This window comes from Paenibacillus sp. FSL K6-2393, assembly GCF_038002545.1.
Lineage (GTDB): Bacteria > Bacillota > Bacilli > Paenibacillales > Paenibacillaceae > Paenibacillus.
In genome coordinates this window covers 3,645,916-3,663,219 of the sequence record NZ_JBBOCU010000001.1, presented here as the reverse complement: position 1 = coordinate 3,663,219, position 17,304 = coordinate 3,645,916, and the positions used below count along the sequence as shown (strand labels likewise).

Below are 17,304 nucleotides of genomic sequence, written 5' to 3'. Positions count from 1 at the left end.
TAAACTCTCATGTACAAAGTACTGTTAGTCGATGATGAACCTTATGCCATTGAAGGGTTACAGCTTCTGATCAATTGGGAAAAGTATGGTTTTGAAATCAGAGGCGTGTGCGCCAACGGTGAGGAAGCCATTCGTATGATGGAACAAGATCGACCTGATCTCGTGGTGACAGACATTCGTATGCCTGTGATGAATGGGCTGGAACTTGTAGAAGAAGCACGACGATTGGAACATGAGTCTGTGCTGTTTGTCATCACGAGTGGATACAGTGACTTTAATTATGCCAGACAAGCTATTCGATTAGGTGTCTCCAACTATCTAACCAAACCGGTTGACAGTACAGAAGCAGAGGATATGTTGGTCCGTCTCCGTATGCAATTGCAGGAGCGTGAAAACCAGGAGCGTATTCGGGAACATGCAAACGAGCAAAGGATCAAAGCGTTTTTGTCTGCATTGATTAAGGATAAGCAAAATATATCGGAGCAAGAGATGTCAGAGATCCTTCCTCGTTTAAACAAGTCCCATTGGGCATACCTGCGGATAGCCTTTCAGGGAGATATTCAGGAAGTCTGTTCAGTAGCCGAACAAACGGCTGAAGAAACAACTTGCTGTTATGTGATAGACAGAACAAGAGACTCATTGGGACTTGTATGGGGGGAGGAAACGAATGATAGGAATGAGACATTTGAAGCAGTTAAAGCTTTTACCCAGCGTTTGATGAACAACATGCAACATAACGGCTGCGAAGATATTCATATCGCGGTTGGATTAACGGTCAACAAACTGGAGCATTTATCTGAATCCTTCCGCTCCGCTCAGGAAGTTGGGCGTTATTGGTTTTTTAATCAAGAGCGTCTTTTGTTTGCCGAAGATATTCAGCTGGAGAATTGGCAGTTTGATCCGGAAACACTATCAGAAGTGGACCACATTTGCGATTTGCTTGAAAACGGTTCTGTAGAGGAACTCTCGTCTGCGATTCGGAGTGCTTTTGAACTGTTTATACAGATGAAGGCTGCGCCAGAGATTGTACATATTTTCTCTACCCATATTATATTCCGCGGATTGTCCCTGTGTAGAGAATTAGGAGGAGAACCTAATGCTCTAATGAACGAATTGGCGAGTGGAATTCTGGAGAAGGGCCATCGAAATATAGAAGAGGTTGCTAACAATCTGGAACATTTCTGTTTGCAATGCAAGTCAGAACTCGCTATTTTCCGGGAGAGGCAAATGGGCGGCATCCAGGCAACAGTTGCTGAATATGTGCAGATGCATTACAGGGAGACATTTACGATCCAGGAGCTCGCAGAACGATTCTACGTGAATCCTGTCCATTTAGGGCAATCCTTTTTGCGAAAGTATGGTAAGGGTGTAATCGAGGTAGTACATGATCTAAGAATGGAAGAAGCGAAGCGTCTGCTCCAGCAGACGAATCAAACATCAAGTGCGATTGCGGAGCAAGTTGGGTACCGCAGTTACCAGCATTTTCTCAGACACTTCGAAAAACGAACAGCCATGAAACCAGTAGAATACAGGCAAAAGTATGCGAATTGATCCATGAAAAAGAAGAACCCCTCCTGAATAAGACCTACAATTACAGGGGGGTAGACCTTAAATGTATATATTTTGTAACCGCATACATTTCTTCATACTAAAAACAGTAAGACATACCACTTCCAAGGAGGGCAAGTACATGGGGGGACTTAAGAAAAAGAAGCTTTGGGGTTCCGTATCACTCGTTCTGGCTTTGAGTTTGGCACTTGCAGGATGCAGCGGTGACAATGAGAAAACGACTACAAAGGATGGGAAAGAGGTACTGAACATCACGGCCTTTATCGGAACGCCAAATCAGGCGCCAGCTAAAGATAACCGAATTTACAAGAAGATCCAGGATGAACTCGGCGTCAATCTTGAGATGGAGTTTCTTGTGGGTGATCTTCAACAGAAGCTCGGCGTTATGATTGCCGGTGGCGATTTCCCTGACTTGATCACAGCAGATACCAAATTGGTATCAGCCGGTGCGGTTATTCCGCTCGAAGATCTCATTGAAGAGCATGCACCTAATCTGAAGAAACATTTCGGTAAAGACTGGAACCGGATGAAAGACTCCAGTGATGGACATATTTACTGGTTGCCTAACTATGGTGTGTATACAGGGGAGTTCATTAGTAACTATTATTCTGGTCCTGCATTCTGGATTCAAAAGTCCATACTGAAGGATGCCGGGTACCCGACTCCTAAAACGTTGGATGATTTCACAAAGTTGATCCGTGATTATGCAGCCAAGAATCCAACTATTGATGGTCAACCGACGATTGGTTTCACTACATTGGCTTCAGACTGGCGGACGTTCCCTTTGCTTAACCCACCTGAACATCTTACGGGTCACCCCAATGACGGGGGCGTAGTTGTAGATGATAGTGGAGTCGCAACCGTTTTTGCCGACAAAGATATCTCCAAACGGTATTATAAAGAACTAAACAATCTGTATAACGAGGGATTGCTGGATAAAGAAGCCTTTGTTCAGAACTACGATCAATATCTGGCCAAAATTTCTTCGGGACGTGTGCTTAGTATGTTCGACCAGCACTGGAATTTCCAAGCCGGCGAAGACCCACTCGTAGCGCAGGGGAAAATTGGCCAGACATACGTAGGCTTCCCGCTTGTCTATGATACAAGTATCACAGATCATTATCTGGATCGTCCGGTCATTAACTTGAACAATGGTTTTGGTATCAGTAAAGATGCCGAAGACCCAGTCGCACTCATCAAATTCCTCGATAAGCTTATGGACGAGAAGTACCAGAAGCTCTTGTCATGGGGTGAAGAGGGTGTAGACTATCAAGTGAATGAAGAGGGAAGATTCTATCGTACACCAGAGCAACGGACAGAGCAGGATGATCCGGCATGGAGATTGGTTAACAAAGCTGAAGGTTTCTACGCTGCTGCACCAAAGCTCGAAGGAACATTTGAAGATGGCAATGCAATTGGAGCGATCAACCAACCTGAGGAATTCTATGACAACCTCAAACCGGAAGATAAAGAACTTCTGGATGCATATGGCTTCAAAACGTGGAGCGACTTCTTCTCTCCTGCACCAGAAAATCCAGTGTACTATCCAGCATGGCAGGTCGATCTGAAAGAAGGCTCTGATGCTGCGGTAGCGAACAAACAAATGACAGACACTTCGTTGAAATTCTTGCCTAAGGCGATCATGTCAAAACCGGATGAGTTCGATAACATTTGGACTGAATATGTAGACGCTTACAAGAAAATCGATGTCAAATCCTATGAAGACCGGATTAATGAACAACTGAAATGGAGAATCGAGAACTGGTCTGTTAAATAAAAAAAATGCGGCAATGATTCTCTCGGAAGGTATCAACCAAAGGATTACTCAGGTGAGTGCCTTCCGAGGACATCATGCATAAAGTCGCTGCAAGCCAATAGGAGGAGTGAAAGATGGCGAACACGCCTGGAGCCATACCAGAGCAAACCACCCGTACAGTCGTTACCAAAGCACCACTGTTAAAACGATTGCGCGGACAAAGACAACTCATGTTCATGTCATTGCCCATCGTTGCGTACATTCTTGTATTCTCGTATTATCCCATTTGGGGCTGGGTTATGGCCTTTCAGAATTACAGTCCTGCCAAGAGTTTCACCCAGCAGGAATGGGTCGGACTCAAACACTTTAAGTTTTTGCTAACAGACGATGCATTTCTTAACGTGCTTCGTAATACCATTGCGATGAGCGTAATCAATATGGTACTCGGATTTGCGACAGCAATTATATTTGCCATTTTACTTAATGAGATCAAACATAAGTTATATAAACGAACCATTCAAACAATATCGTATTTACCTCACTTTCTCTCATGGATTATTGTGACAGGTATCGTAGCAAGTTCACTATCTGTAGATGGTGGGATTGTGAATGTGGTACTCATGAAGCTGAATATCATTCAAGAACCTATCATGTGGCTTAGCGTTCCGGAATACTTCTGGGGCATTGTAGGCGCATCCCATGTATGGAAAGAAGTTGGCTGGAATGCCATTATTTATTTGGCGGCCATCACGTCTATCGATCCTTCCCTCTATGAAGCGGCAGAGATTGATGGTGCGAACCGATATAAGAAAATGCTGTATGTGACCTTACCCGGAATCAAATCCATTGTTATCATTTTGCTGATCATGAATATGGGCTGGATTTTGGAAGCTGGATTCGAGGTTCAGTATCTGTTAGGTAATGGTGTGGTTGTCGACTGGTCACAGACGATAGATATATTTGTCCTGAAATACGGACTACAGATCGGGAATTATTCTTTGGCTACTGCGGCAGGTATCTTCAAAACAGTAGTTAGTATCACGCTGATCTTTGCGGCGAATTCAATTTCCAAACGGCTCGGGGAAGACCGATTAATATAAGGGGGACTAGAGATGGGAATCAATAAATCTCGGCTTGAACCGATTGTCTTCCATACGTTAAATGGTATACTGATGATCGCAATCGCGATTGTTACCCTGTATCCGTTTGTGAATACACTCGCCGTATCATTCAATGCCGGTAATGACACCATCCGGGGTGGGATTTATCTGTGGCCTCGGGTATGGACAGATCAGAACTACAGAGCAGTATTTGCAGGAGGGACCATCTTCAGCGCCTTTGGTATATCTGTGGCGAGAACGGTTTTGGGGACAGTGTTAAGTCTATTCTTAACCTCCATGCTGGCTTACACACTAAGCCGAAAAGATTATATATTACGAAAGCCCATTACCATTACAGTTGTTCTTACGATGTATTTTAGTGCAGGTCTTATTCCAACTTACTTCCTCATGAAAGATTTGCATTTGTTAAACAACTTCCTGGTGTACATTATTCCTGGGCTGATCAGTGCCTTTAATATGATTGTTATTCGAACCTATATCCAGACACTACCCGAGGGATTGATCGAATCCGCCAAAATTGATGGTGCTGGAGATTTCAGAACATTCATTTCCATTATTCTACCGCTGTGCCAACCGGTTCTGGCTACTGTTGCACTGTTCATTGCAGTGGGTCAATGGAATTCTTGGTTTGATACGTTTCTGTATGCATCTTCCAAACAAAACCTAAGCACGCTGCAATATGAGTTGATGAAACTATTATCATCTTCTATGAATTCCAACAGCAGTGCAGCCGTCGCCAATGGTGCAGATCTTGGCGCTGCGCGCAACATGGTCACACCTGTATCTATTCGGGCAGCGATTACGATTGTTGCCGCATTACCCATCTTAGTTGTATATCCATTTTTGCAGAAGTATTTCGTTCATGGCTTGCAGCTTGGAGGGGTAAAAGAGTAAACTTAATGCAGTTCCAGATAACCGATCAAAAACGGTCACTAGGTGACCGTTTTTTCATGTTTTTTAAACGGCGGACCGTAGTATGTCAATTGTACACGAATCTAACTTATTCAATAATGTTGTTGACAATTAAATTAAAGTTACTATAATTTATATTTACTTGATTCACCAGTCAGTCTCTTTTCAGGGTGCCACTGCGCGCGAAAGCCCTATATCAAGAACTGTCCACAGCGCCTGACCATCCCGAGCTCTTACCATTTTATCAAGGAGACTGAAGAGAAAATGAAAGTATTAATTGTGGAAGACTCCATTTTCGTACAGAAATTACTTACAAAGCTGATTGTTGATCATATTCCAGAATGCGAGATTCAGATTGCTAACAATGGAGAGCAAGGATACAACCTATTCAAGGAATTTCAACCTGATTTTATAACCACCGACCTGCTAATGCCTGGTTTGAACGGACAAGAAATGCTGCGAATGATTCGAGAAACGGATAGCAATGTCAAAATTATTATCTTATCTGCAGATATTCAGAAGACAACTAGGGATGAAGTTGAAATGTTAGGCATTTCTGGTTTTTTGAATAAACCTTTAACCGCCGAGAAGGCAACTACCATGATTCAACTGATTCAGGCGGCCTATCATGCTGAATGATTTACAGAAGGATTTGCTAACTGAACTAGTGAACGTTTACGTGGGACAAGCGGCTAACATGTTGTCAGAGATTGTAGACAAGCGTATCGTTTTGAATATTCCAGAAGTGGAACTAATCTCTATATCCGATGTTGATCCTGGAGATCGAAGATACAACATTTTCTTTAGTGAAGGTCACCTGTTTAGGTCATCCTTACAGTTTGGATATGAATTTCAGGGAAAAGCATTTCTGATGTTTCCTGTTGAGCAGGCTAAAGTATTGGCAAACATCTGTCTTGGAGAACTGGGTGAGAGCGTTATACCGAACGATCCGAACCTGATGGACACGGATTTGGACGTTTTGAAGGAAGTTAGCAATGTCCTGCTTAACGCCATTATTGGAGAATTCGGTAATTTCCTGGAGATCAAACTGGAATACGTCCTGCCTGATATTGAACTGATCTATGTCACCAATTCCGATCAACAAATATTGCTTCAAAATGAAGTTTATGTCCTGGTTTTACATACCTCGTTTTTACTTGCCGATACGGATGTGACAGGTATCATTGTCATAGCATTAAGTATGAACTCCATATCGAGCCTGCTGGCCAAAATGGACGCTTTGTTGGAGGCGGACAATGGATAATCTTATTTCACAAGCTTTGAACAAAGCCCATATGGGAATAATGATCGTGGACAGGCATTTGAAAGTTGTTGTGTGGAATGCCTGGTTGGAGCGCTTTACTGGCAAGAATGTAGAAGAGGTAATAGGCTTGAATCTGCTTGAGGTCTGCCCACGGTTTAAGTCGAACATGTATTTAAATATTTTGCAAAATGCGCTGTATCATGGACAGAGCAGATTTTGCTCAAGCGCGTTACATAAGGCCTTCATTCTTCCTAATGAAGAAGAGGATGAACACTTATTCAGACAAAATATGCATGTTGAACCGCTCTATCATGAAGATCGGAGTTATGCCCTTATTCAGATTACTGACATGACAAACACCAATACCAGGGTATATAAACTTAAAAATCTGATCAAAGAACTGGAGACGGAGTACGCCAAAATCAAAATCTCCGAGAAAATCAGCAAACATTTGTCTTTGCATGATCCACTTACAGGTCTCCCTAATCGTCTTGCTTATAATGACCGTCTTGCCTGGGCCATCAGTAATGCCAAAAGAAACCATAACAAATTAGCCGTCATGTTTGTGGATGCTGATGGGTTTAAACAAGTGAATGATACATATGGACACCATGTTGGTGATCAAGTGTTGCTTGAAATGGCAAAACGATTAAGCGAAACAATTCCAAGTGCGGACACTGTAGCTAGGCTTGGCGGGGACGAATTCATCATTTTAAGCCATCTGAAAGATGATCACGATGCTGAAGTCATCGCCAAAAGATTGGAAGCTGCATTCAGTACCCATTTCAAAATTGCTGGAAACTATATCAACCTTTCGATGAGTATTGGTATCAGCCTATTTCCCAAGCATGGACAGGAGCCTTCCGAACTTCTGAGGCATGCGGATGGAGCCATGTACAAGATTAAAAAGAATGGCAAGAATGGTTACGGAATATATGAGCCTGAAAATGTTTAAGAAATCTAAAAATGTCTTTTAATAAAGTTGCTACAATAGCAACTTTATTTGTCTATACAATTAACATAAGAAAAAATACGTTTTTTCCTCTATTACTGTACGGGATGTCGATTATCTTAATCATAGTGGGGTATTTTATATTCGATTGAGAGCCGCTATATTAGCGGCTTTTTTTGGATTTTATTAAATAAGTAGAAGTCTGAAAGAGGCGATAGTCAGAACAGTGCCAAAAGCAAGGAGAAAAATACCTCTAAACTTGATGCCAATCCTATCGTATTCATGGAGTTCATCCTTCGTACGATTAAAAGGCCATGAATTCGGTCGTCTCAGTGCTCTAACCCCAAAGGAAAAACCAACCATTCCAAGCAACAGAAAGAAAAAGAAGAAAAACATATCATCCCCCCTTTAACAAAGATAAGTGATATGGAAGCCTAGTTTAAGTTGCTTAGCCGTATTCTTTGCCAAAGTCCTCCATCTTTTCAAGGATCGGTAGTAACTTCATTCCCTTGTCTGTTAACGAATACTCAACTCGCGGAGGAACTTCCGGATATACATCGCGTTGAATAACACCATCATTCTCTAACTCTTTAAGCTGCTTTGTAAGGGAGCCTTGAGACAGATCTCCAAGGAATTTTTTGATATCCGTATATCGCCGTGTTTCGTCTTTTAGGTACCATAAGATAAAATATTTCCAACGCCCAGAAAGGACATTCTGAGTAAAAGCTATGGCGTACATGTCACTTTTCCCATCTATAAACTCTTGTTCAAATCCTTCATTGCAAACTCTCATTCATATCACTCCTGATCCAAAGGTACAAAAAGATGTACTATGTTCATTTAAATTGCCCTCTTTGCTAACAAAACAAATACACCTATGATGGTGTCAACACCAAAACAATTTTAGTTTACCTAAAATGTGAAAGAATAAGAATGTTATCTCGATTAAATAGTTAGCAAGCTAAATAAATATATCATAGAAATGAGTGACTGATAAGGGTTGGAGACAAACCGATATTCGATCATACTGTAAATTTTAACAAGGGAGATGTTTAACAATGAATAAAAAAATTCGTACAGGTATCATAGGTGCTTCAATTAATAACGGATGGGCGAGTGGCACACATATTCCAGCTATTGAGCACCTGGATGAGTTCGAGCTTACAGCGGTTGGGACAAGTAATATGGTGAGTGCAAAGAAAAGCGCAGAAGCTTTCTATGCAGATCACGGCTTTGATAATATGGAGGAGTTGGCTCAGCATCCTGATGTGGATATGGTCGTTGTCAGTATTAACGTCAAGGAACATTATAATGCCGTTAAAATCATCGTGCCTGCTGGCAAACCAATCTATTGTGAATGGCCACTGGGGTCAAATACAGATGAAGCCTTGGAAATGCAGGAATGGATAGCGTCCGCACAACTGCCAAATGCGATTGGATTACAGGCTAGACAAGCCCCGGCCGTTCAATATGTAAAAAATTTATTGGCAGAAGGTTATGTGGGTAAAGTGTTATCTGCCAACCTGAAGATCTCCATTGATGGTATGGGGGGCGTTGGTGACAAGTCGAGTGCGTACTTGTATGACCGGAAAGTTGGAGGGAACTTGCTGACCATTGTAGGGGGACATAATCTGGATGCCTTCACATACATGCTTGGGGACTTTACAGAATTGTCTGCCACCACAGCTCAACAGTTTCCAGAAGTAGAATTGGTAGATATTCAGAAAGTCATCAAGAAAACAACGGATGATCAGATCATGATTACAGGAAAATTGACTAATGGGGCAGCAGCCAGTGTTCATATTCAAGGTGGAGTCAAACATCAGACAGGACTCACACTTGAAATTTTCGGAGACAACGGCACGATTGTGCTGAGCGCCCCTGCATCCATTCAATTCGGATCACATCAATTACGCGGTGCAGGATCTACGGACAACGAGCTTCGTGAACTAACCATTCCCGATGCCTATTACTCGGCTCCACATTCTCTATATAACGACTCCGGATTTGTTCTGAACATGGCGCAGGCTTATCGTAAGTTTGCCAAAGATATTCAAGAAGGCACTACCTTAGCACCTACTTTCGCGGATGCGGTGAAACTTCATCAGTTACTGGATGCCGTCGAGAAATCAGCTCAGACAGGTGAACGTCAATATCTATAACCCTCACTAAACGGAACAAATTGATCCATAAATATATTTAGCAAGCTAAATTTTTTTCACACTATAGAAAGGTCACACATATCTGTGCCTGTCCAGAACGAAGGAGAAAATCGTTATGAAAAAAAGAAGTGAAATGCAACTGGCTTTACAGATGGTTTCGGGTTATGGAGCCGAATTTAGCGCATGGAGAATGCCTGGCACGGATCCTGCAGCTTACACCAATATGGATAGTTATGTAGAACGGGCTAAATTAGCTGAACAAGGAAAATTTCAAATGATTTTCATCGCTGACACTCCAGGATTATCCAACAATTTAGGCCCACAGACGCCTATGTCCCCTATGGACCCCATGTTGGCACTGATGGCAGTAGCAAGAGAGACACAACACATCGGGCTTGTTGCTACCCTCTCTACAACATTTAATTATCCCTACAACATTGCACGTCAGTTCAAAGCACTGGATGTTATCAGTCATGGACGTGTGGGATGGAATGCAGTTACCACATCCGACCCCCTAGCGGCGGCTAATTTCGGTGCCCGGGTTGAAAATCGCCAAGAACGCTATGACAAGGCACATGAAAGCATACAAATTGTTCAGGCCTTGTGGGGGAGTTGGGAACAAGACGCTTGGACGTTAAATGTAGAAGGAGGGGAATTTGCGGATATGGACAAAATCCAGCCTATAAACCTTCAGGGTCATTATTATGCATCTCGTGGTCCTTTGCCCATTCCGCCCTCTGAGCAAGGGCAGCCAGTGATTTTCCAGGCAGGAGGAGGAGGTGAAGGATTAGAATTAGCTGGGAAATATGCTTCGGGAGTGTACGCTAATCCTTATGATATTACGTCTGCCCGTGAACACAGACAAGCCATAAGGCAAAGTGCTGCACGTTTCGGTCGAAACCCCGATGATATCAAAATGTTTGCAGGTTTTATGTTTTCTCTGGCTTCAACGGAGGAAGAAGCTCTGGATCGTCGGAAACAGCTTATGAGCTTCAATCCTCAGGAAATCCCCAGCAGGGTAAGTTACCTCGGATCCATGGTTGGTTTACCCTTATCGGTAAACTCCGTAGATATAGATCAACCTTTAGCGGGAGATTTGTTGAAAAATGCATATGCCAATCCCATGGACCCACGTTCTCCGAGAGCCTTAAAGTTATTAAAAGAAGGACTCTCTGTAAGGGATGTTCTCGCTCACGGGGTCATCAATTATCATCCGGTCGTTGCGGGCACCCCGACACAGGTTGCTGACTTCTTGGAAGAATGGTTTTTGGCTGAAGCATGTGACGGATTCTCAGTCGTGCCCGATGTATCTTTTGATGGCGTTGCAGATTTTGTGAATCAGGTAGTACCTATCTTGCAGGAACGCGGTTTGTTCCATAAGGAATATGAAGGAAAAACACTACGCGAGAATATGGGCGTTCCTTACGAATACGGATTGCAGGAAAATGGAATCAACGAATAAAGGAGAGGTTTTTAATGAATAACACAATCGAATTGCTTCATAACCATACATCGTTTCGTTCTTACACATCTCAACCCCTAACTGGGGAACAAATAGATGCAATATTTCAGGCAGCGAATCAAACTTCATCGTTCAGTCTTCTTCAGGCGGTATCTATTATTCGCATCACAGATCCAGTACTTCGAAAAAAACTCAGACATCTCTGTGTCGATCAACCCTATATTGAAGAAGCGGCAGAATTCTGGGTCTTCTGTGCTGATTTCAACCGAAATCATGAAATCGCTCCGGATGTGGATATTGAATATATTGAATTTCTGTTGATTGGTTCATTCGATGCCGGCCTGATGGCACAAAATGCGTTAACTGCGGCTGAATCGATGGGACTTGGCGGAGTGTTCATTGGTGGGGTCAGAGCCAATATAAGCGAACTATCTGACGTATTGAATTTACCTAAATATGTTATCCCTCTGGTGGGATTATGTATCGGGAATCCAGCTGGAGATAAGCCGGAACTGAAACCTCGGCTCCCTCAATCCATGGTATTGCTTGATAATCAATACCAACCAATGGATCAAGAGAAATTAGCAATCTATGATGAGACCATGCTGAAGTATTATGAGAATCGTCCGACGAGAGCTCCTTTCACCGTAAAAAAAGTAAAAGGATGGAGTGACCATATCCAGGATCACCTCGAGAGAAGTATTCAACCGCAAATGATGGCCTATTTGAACAAGCAAGGTTTTGCCAAAAAATAAGGACTAAACCAATCTTTTGGGTGAAACTTGGATAGGAAAAGCCCCTTTTAAAGACGAAACTAAGGTGAATTGACACCTATATATCTCCATGATACATTTAGTCTGCTAAATATAATTCGGATGTTAGGGAGGGATCGTTCATGACAGATACAGTAGATTGTGAAATTCGACAGTCTTTAGACCGAATTTCCTCCCAAATGCGACGAAATTATAGTGAATCTCTTCGGGAACTTAATCTCTATGTAGGACAAGATAATTTGTTGTATCGGCTGTGGTTGGGTGATGGGGTAACACAGATGCAACTAAGTGAACATATGAAATGCGAACCACCAACGGTTACAAACATGGTCAAATCACTGGAACAGAACGGATTTATATATCGCAAACGTGATGTACAGGATGCAAGGATCATGCGTATCTTTCTAACCGATAAGGGCAAAGAATTAGAAAAACCGGTTGAGTATAAATGGAAAGAGCAGCAAGAGAAACTCCTTCAATCCATTTCTTCGGAAGATCGGCTGATATTGAGGCAATTCATGCAACAAATGGAGCGAAATATCTTATAACTTATGCCAAGCTTCATGTAAACTAGCTGAAATGAACGAAACAGAGCCGCTATTATAGCGGCTTTTTTTATTGCCAATAGCTATATGTCCTTGTCCAGAACAAAGAATTTGTACTGTCAGTTTCGGAATTTACGATTACACCTCTAATGCTGGGATAAGATTGTGATAATTCAAGTTAATTTTGTTCATTTAGATGCTTAAGAGATTACAGTACACTGAAAGAACATACAAACGGAACACACTAAACATGAAAAATGTGAGGAATTATAATTCGTTGGAGGTTTTAACGTGAAGACCAAAAATATCTGGTTTAATCAACCTGCTGGAACATGGGAAGAGGCATTGCCTATCGGAAATGGAACTCTTGGAGGCATGATTTTTGGGAAAACACAGATCGAGAGAATTCAGCTTAATGAAGATAGTCTGTGGTATGGTGGACCGATGCAGCGGAATAATCCTCAAGCACTTGAATCTTTATCTCAGATCAGAAGCCTGATTTTTGACGGTAAGATTAGGGAAGCAGAAGAACTCGCAGCAGATACGCTGGTGGGTGTTCCTGACGGGCAAAGGCATTATGAGCCATTAGGGGACTTCTATATCGCTATGGATCACAGTGAACATGAACCGAATGGATATCAAAGACATCTCGATCTGGAACAAGGCAAGGTAAACGTGAATTATACCGCAGATCAATCCATGTACAGCCGTGATTATTTTTCTAGCTACCCGGATCAAGTGCTCGTTGTTCATCTCAAATCTAGCGTGCCTGGAAAGTTATCTTTCTCCACTATTTTTGGCAGGGGAACCGTTCTGGAATCAACACCCTATTCCGATATTCTTAAGCATCCTGTTGGTTTCCAATCCTATCTGGACCGGATCGAGAAGCGTGGAACGCATGACTTGATCATCCGGGGAAGAAGTGGGGGAGAAGAAGGAATTCGATTTTGTTGCGGGATTCGCCTTATATCTGAAGGGGGGCAGGTTCATTATTCAAGCGGTCAGCTTTCTCTGAAGGATGGTAATTCAGCGACTATTCTAATCACGGCTTGCACGGATTTCCGAGTACCCAAGGAACAACTCGAAGTGGAGTGCCTCCGCAGAATTGATGCTGCTTCCGCAAAACCATATAGCGAACTGCTCGCTGATCATGTCTTGGACTATCAATCCTTATTCGAAAAGATGGATATACATCTCGAAGATAAAAATAAAGATGTGATATGTTCCGAACTTCCAATCGATCAGCGCCTTGAGCGGCTTAGAGCTGGTAAGCATGATCCGGAACTGATGGGTCTATACTTTCAATTTGGTCGCTATCTGCTTATCTCAAGCAGCCGTCCAGGTTCTTTACCGGCAAACCTTCAAGGGATCTGGAATAAAGACATGCTTCCTGTATGGGATAGCAAATATACGATTAATATTAATACACAGATGAACTACTGGCCTGCAGAAAGCTGCAATCTGTCTGAATGTCACGTTCCATTGTTTGATTTTATAGATCGACTGCAAGTCCGGGGAAAGGAAACCGCTAGAACCATGTACGGATGCAAGGGGTTTGTTGCTCATCACAACTCGGATATCTGGGCAGACGCTGCTCCGCAGGATGTATGCATGACATCGACGTTTTGGACCATGGGAGGAGCATGGCTTTCATTACATCTATGGGACCACTACGAATACAATAAGGATGTTCAGTTTCTCAAAAAAGTCTACTCCACGATGAAAGATGCGGCTATGTTTATTCTGGATTATCTAATAGAGGATCCTTCCGGTAATTGGGTGATATGTCCTTCATCCTCACCGGAAAATCGCTATATATTAGATAATGGAGAGTCGGGAGCTTTATGTTTTGGTGCTTCAATGGACAATCAGATTATTAGAGAACTCTTCACGCGTTGCATTGAAAGTACCCGGATCTTGCAAGAAGATCAGGAATTTGGAGATGTGCTCCGTAGTGCTTTAACCAAAATACCGGAGACCTCCATTGGCAAACATGGCCAGATCCAAGAGTGGAGTAACGATTATGATGAAATGGAACCTGGACACAGACATATTTCCCATTTATTCGCTTTGCATCCTGGAACGCAAATTACGTTGCTATCAACGCCTGATCTGGCCAAGGCAGCTCGTGTAACACTCGACAGAAGACTGGAACACGGTGGTGGACACACAGGATGGAGCAGGGCGTGGATTCTCAACATGTGGGCACGATTAGAGGAGTCGGAACTTGCACACGATAACATCGTGGAACTTCTACGTTCCTCCACATTACCCAATCTGTTTTGTGACCATCCTCCATTTCAAATTGATGGGAACTTTGGAGGTACTGCAGGTATAGCAGAGATGCTTCTCCAGAGTCATAACGAAGTAATCAGATTGTTACCTGCTTTGCCGGCAGCGTGGCCAAAAGGATATATTCGTGGTATTCGGGCTCGTGGCGGATTTGAAATAGATCTGGAATGGGAAAATGGTCGTCTATTCAATACCAGAATTCGCTCTATTGCAGAATCAAGAGTAACCGTATCCTATCTGGACCAAAAGATAGAATTAACCTTTCCAGGCCCCAATACTTTGATTGAATTAAAAGGAAATAACTGGAATAATTAATAGGGCGTTAACGTTTACCTGAGCGAAGACCGGCTGACAAAATTGCCGGTCTTCGCTCTTTTTCTTGGCTGAGATAAGATATAGGCAAGAGTTGGCGTGTTTTTGCTCAATGCAAATAAAATTTATCAAACAGGTATTCTGAAGTCTCATTCATATCAGATATATGACCTCCTTGTCGTTTCGCGCAATAAATATAGCTGTTTATGCAATGAAATTGCAGACGTGAACCTATAAAATGTAACCATCCTAGCATGATGGATACATAATTGCAAGCGTTTACAATCGGGTGTGTGCAACGCGATTGGAGGAAAAGATGGATCTGATTTTCACGGCGCGAAGTAGAACGCTTCTGTCATTCGGAAGGACCGGTCACTGAAAAATATGCGGATGGTACGCCAGCCAGCACCTGGTTTTGCCTGATGCCATGGGCCAGTGGATCGATCATTGAAGGCCTCGTTGGCGACTATTGGGATTATGCGCGCCATGAATGAATTTATTATGCAATAACTACAACAGTCACCATATTAGATGCCGCCGATAGGGAGACATGCTAGCGGCGGTTTATTTTCGTTGGAGGAAAGGGGACACACGGATGTTAAAAGTATTACTGGTAGATGACGAGATGTATGTACGAAAGGGGCTGTATGAACTCATAAATTGGATGGATCTTAATATGGAGATTATCGGAGAGGCAGAGAACGGTGTAGAAGCATTAAATCTGATTGAATGCCTGCAACCAGACGTGATTATAACAGATATCCGTATGCCAATCCTGGATGGACTGGAACTTATACGTGCCGTAGAGAAAATGCCACATCTGGAACCTGTGTTCATTATCATTAGTGGTTATCATGACTTCAAATATGCACAGCAGGCAATCCGGTACGGTGTTCATGACTATATCCTGAAGCCTATTGATGATGAAGAACTGACAGCGACGTTGCAGAAGTCAGCTAAACTCATTTGCAATAAAAGAAAACATATCCTCTTGGGTGAGGGACAAGCCAGTAACATCATGCTGGAGGATATGATCAAAGGCCATGTACAGAAGGAGGATGAACATCGATATGCCGAGATGCTCGGGATCAATCGTAGCTCCAGTCTGCTTATGACGTTGATTGAACTTCAGACAGGATTAGGCGAAATTAAAATCACCATCGAACAGCTACGTGAAGCAGTACATGCTCTGGAAAGTAATATATGCAAAATGTTCATCAGTGAGCAACAACGCGGCATGTTTGCTTTATTACTGTTGTGGCCTCAACACGATCAAGGAGGCTCGGCGTTACAGGATAAGCTGCATAGTATTCATATAACACTGAGCAAAAAGCTCAATCTGGACATCGGCCTTTACGCAGGAACACTCGTCAAAGAAATTGGCGATGTCCCGAAATCCCTTATGGCGGCTGAAGAAGCAGCCAAGCATAAATATGCTGAAACTGGTGGTATCGTGCGTTATACGGAGATCAAAGACAAACCGCTGTTTGTTTTCAATGTATACCAGGACGAGGTGGATCAATTAATTTTGAGCCTGGAAGAGGGTAATAGGCCTGCTTACCACAACATTGTAGAAGAGAAATTCAAACGGTTCCATATGAATCGATTTTCTCCTCAGGCTGTATCGGGTTCTCTATTGCGTTGTATAACGGGTATTCTCGCTGTGGTCCACGAAATGGGTGGGAATGATGAAGGGTTGCAGCAGCTAAAGGAGTTGGCACAACAAAGTCATGAAGGTTGGAATTTACGACTATTGAAGAATGCTTTTCTTATCGCCCTGGAGGAAGCCGAGGAATATGTCTCTCATTTGCGGATGGAGCAATCCAAAGGGGATATCAGCAAAATCAAACGATATATTGATGCAAATTATACCGAGAACATCAATCTCAAAAGCATTGCTGCGCTCTTCTACATGAATCCCGTTTATCTTGGGCGGTTATTCCGCAAAAGCTACAATCAATATTTCAATGACTATCTGCTGAACCTGCGGATTCATGAAGCGAAGAAGTTATTGCGCCAGACGGATCTGAGAATGTACGAGGTCGCTGCACGCGTAGGATTTCAGAATGCGGATTATTTTGTAACCCAGTTTGAGAAATTGGTTAAGTTATCGCCTACAGAGTATCGCAATCTCCTTATGGCAAATGAGGAGCGAGGTGCACAATGCCAAGATGGAACCTGAAT

15 protein-coding genes are annotated in these 17,304 nt (G+C 42.8%); 13 read left to right on the top strand and 2 right to left on the bottom strand.

Annotated features, from left to right (window positions below):
• Window positions 1-9 precede the first annotated feature (9 nt).
• From MHI14_RS16160 to MHI14_RS16130, 7 genes are all read left to right on the top strand, one after another.
• Window positions 10-1,551, top strand: coding sequence for a response regulator (locus MHI14_RS16160; RefSeq protein WP_341130769.1), 1,542 nt, complete (start codon window positions 10-12; stop codon window positions 1,549-1,551).
• Window positions 1,552-1,690: 139 nt separating this feature from the next.
• On the top strand, window positions 1,691-3,346 hold the full coding sequence (locus MHI14_RS16155; protein WP_091030480.1) for an extracellular solute-binding protein: 1,656 nt from the start codon (window positions 1,691-1,693) through the stop codon (window positions 3,344-3,346).
• 113 nt (window positions 3,347-3,459) lie between these two features.
• A complete protein-coding gene (locus tag MHI14_RS16150; protein ID WP_084174602.1) occupies window positions 3,460-4,425 on the top strand; it encodes an ABC transporter permease in 966 nt (321 codons plus the stop codon).
• Window positions 4,426-4,437: 12 nt separating this feature from the next.
• Window positions 4,438-5,340, top strand: a complete 903-nt coding sequence (locus MHI14_RS16145) for a carbohydrate ABC transporter permease (RefSeq protein WP_017688457.1) — start codon at window positions 4,438-4,440, stop codon at window positions 5,338-5,340.
• Window positions 5,341-5,622: 282 nt separating this feature from the next.
• Entirely contained in the window at window positions 5,623-5,997 is a 375-nt protein-coding gene (locus tag MHI14_RS16140; RefSeq protein ID WP_036615858.1) for a response regulator transcription factor, read from the top strand.
• Complete coding sequence (locus MHI14_RS16135) at window positions 5,987-6,622, top strand: hypothetical protein (RefSeq protein WP_017688455.1); 636 nt, start codon at window positions 5,987-5,989, stop codon at window positions 6,620-6,622. Before MHI14_RS16140 ends, MHI14_RS16135 begins: the two co-directional genes overlap by 11 nt.
• Complete coding sequence (locus MHI14_RS16130) at window positions 6,615-7,577, top strand: sensor domain-containing diguanylate cyclase (protein ID WP_341130768.1); 963 nt, start codon at window positions 6,615-6,617, stop codon at window positions 7,575-7,577. Before MHI14_RS16135 ends, MHI14_RS16130 begins: the two co-directional genes overlap by 8 nt.
• Before the next feature lie 445 nt (window positions 7,578-8,022).
• Here the strand turns inward: MHI14_RS16130 and MHI14_RS16125 are convergent, their stop codons facing one another.
• Window positions 8,023-8,367 (bottom strand): winged helix-turn-helix transcriptional regulator, encoded by a 345-nt coding sequence (locus tag MHI14_RS16125; RefSeq protein WP_074095086.1) that lies wholly within the window; start codon window positions 8,365-8,367, stop codon window positions 8,023-8,025.
• A 265-nt stretch (window positions 8,368-8,632) separates the two neighbouring features.
• Here MHI14_RS16125 and MHI14_RS16120 point away from each other — a divergent pair, with 265 nt between their 5' ends.
• The 5 genes from MHI14_RS16120 to MHI14_RS16100 all read left to right on the top strand — a co-directional run bounded on the left by MHI14_RS16120 (window position 8,633) and on the right by MHI14_RS16100 (window position 15,123).
• Window positions 8,633-9,736, top strand: a complete 1,104-nt coding sequence (locus tag MHI14_RS16120) for a Gfo/Idh/MocA family protein (protein ID WP_341130767.1) — start codon at window positions 8,633-8,635, stop codon at window positions 9,734-9,736.
• Between the two features lie 115 nt (window positions 9,737-9,851).
• Window positions 9,852-11,198, top strand: a complete 1,347-nt coding sequence (locus MHI14_RS16115; RefSeq protein ID WP_249910686.1) for an NtaA/DmoA family FMN-dependent monooxygenase — start codon at window positions 9,852-9,854, stop codon at window positions 11,196-11,198.
• Window positions 11,199-11,212: 14 nt separating this feature from the next.
• Window positions 11,213-11,953: an oxygen-insensitive NADPH nitroreductase gene (gene nfsA, locus MHI14_RS16110; RefSeq protein WP_341130766.1), complete on the top strand. Its 741-nt coding sequence runs from the start codon at window positions 11,213-11,215 to the stop codon at window positions 11,951-11,953.
• A 140-nt stretch (window positions 11,954-12,093) separates the two neighbouring features.
• On the top strand, window positions 12,094-12,519 hold the full coding sequence (locus MHI14_RS16105; protein ID WP_091030461.1) for a MarR family winged helix-turn-helix transcriptional regulator: 426 nt from the start codon (window positions 12,094-12,096) through the stop codon (window positions 12,517-12,519).
• A 288-nt stretch (window positions 12,520-12,807) separates the two neighbouring features.
• Entirely contained in the window at window positions 12,808-15,123 is a 2,316-nt protein-coding gene (locus tag MHI14_RS16100) for a glycoside hydrolase family 95 protein (RefSeq protein WP_341130765.1), read from the top strand.
• A gap of 326 nt (window positions 15,124-15,449) precedes the next feature.
• Here the strand turns inward: MHI14_RS16100 and MHI14_RS16095 are convergent, their stop codons facing one another.
• Window positions 15,450-15,608 carry a hypothetical protein gene (locus MHI14_RS16095; protein ID WP_341130764.1) on the bottom strand — a complete coding sequence of 53 codons (159 nt, stop codon included), beginning with the start codon at window positions 15,606-15,608 and terminating at the stop codon, window positions 15,450-15,452.
• A 107-nt stretch (window positions 15,609-15,715) separates the two neighbouring features.
• On the opposite strand from MHI14_RS16095, the gene MHI14_RS16090 reads away from it, so the two are divergent.
• Window positions 15,716-17,302: a response regulator transcription factor gene (locus MHI14_RS16090; RefSeq protein WP_341130763.1), complete on the top strand. Its 1,587-nt coding sequence runs from the start codon at window positions 15,716-15,718 to the stop codon at window positions 17,300-17,302.
• The last annotated feature ends 2 nt before the right edge of the window (window positions 17,303-17,304 follow it).

Excerpts from the sequence above, each read along its gene's own strand:
- MHI14_RS16150 (WP_084174602.1), top strand. The coding sequence starts at position 3,460 with ATGGCGAACACGCCTGGAGCCATACCAGAGCAAACCACCCGTACAGTC.
- MHI14_RS16120 (WP_341130767.1), top strand. The coding sequence starts at position 8,633 with ATGAATAAAAAAATTCGTACAGGTATCATAGGTGCTTCAATTAATAAC.
- nfsA (WP_341130766.1), top strand. The coding sequence starts at position 11,213 with ATGAATAACACAATCGAATTGCTTCATAACCATACATCGTTTCGTTCT.
- MHI14_RS16115 (WP_249910686.1), top strand. The coding sequence starts at position 9,852 with ATGAAAAAAAGAAGTGAAATGCAACTGGCTTTACAGATGGTTTCGGGT.
- MHI14_RS16145 (WP_017688457.1), top strand. The coding sequence starts at position 4,438 with ATGGGAATCAATAAATCTCGGCTTGAACCGATTGTCTTCCATACGTTA.
- MHI14_RS16135 (WP_017688455.1), top strand. The coding sequence starts at position 5,987 with ATGCTGAATGATTTACAGAAGGATTTGCTAACTGAACTAGTGAACGTT.
- MHI14_RS16090 (WP_341130763.1), top strand. The coding sequence starts at position 15,716 with ATGTTAAAAGTATTACTGGTAGATGACGAGATGTATGTACGAAAGGGG.
- MHI14_RS16130 (WP_341130768.1), top strand. The coding sequence starts at position 6,615 with ATGGATAATCTTATTTCACAAGCTTTGAACAAAGCCCATATGGGAATA.
- MHI14_RS16095 (WP_341130764.1), bottom strand. The coding sequence starts at position 15,608 with ATGGCGCGCATAATCCCAATAGTCGCCAACGAGGCCTTCAATGATCGA.
- MHI14_RS16155 (WP_091030480.1), top strand. The coding sequence starts at position 1,691 with ATGGGGGGACTTAAGAAAAAGAAGCTTTGGGGTTCCGTATCACTCGTT.
- MHI14_RS16160 (WP_341130769.1), top strand. The coding sequence starts at position 10 with ATGTACAAAGTACTGTTAGTCGATGATGAACCTTATGCCATTGAAGGG.
- MHI14_RS16140 (WP_036615858.1), top strand. The coding sequence starts at position 5,623 with ATGAAAGTATTAATTGTGGAAGACTCCATTTTCGTACAGAAATTACTT.
- MHI14_RS16125 (WP_074095086.1), bottom strand. The coding sequence starts at position 8,367 with ATGAGAGTTTGCAATGAAGGATTTGAACAAGAGTTTATAGATGGGAAA.
- MHI14_RS16105 (WP_091030461.1), top strand. The coding sequence starts at position 12,094 with ATGACAGATACAGTAGATTGTGAAATTCGACAGTCTTTAGACCGAATT.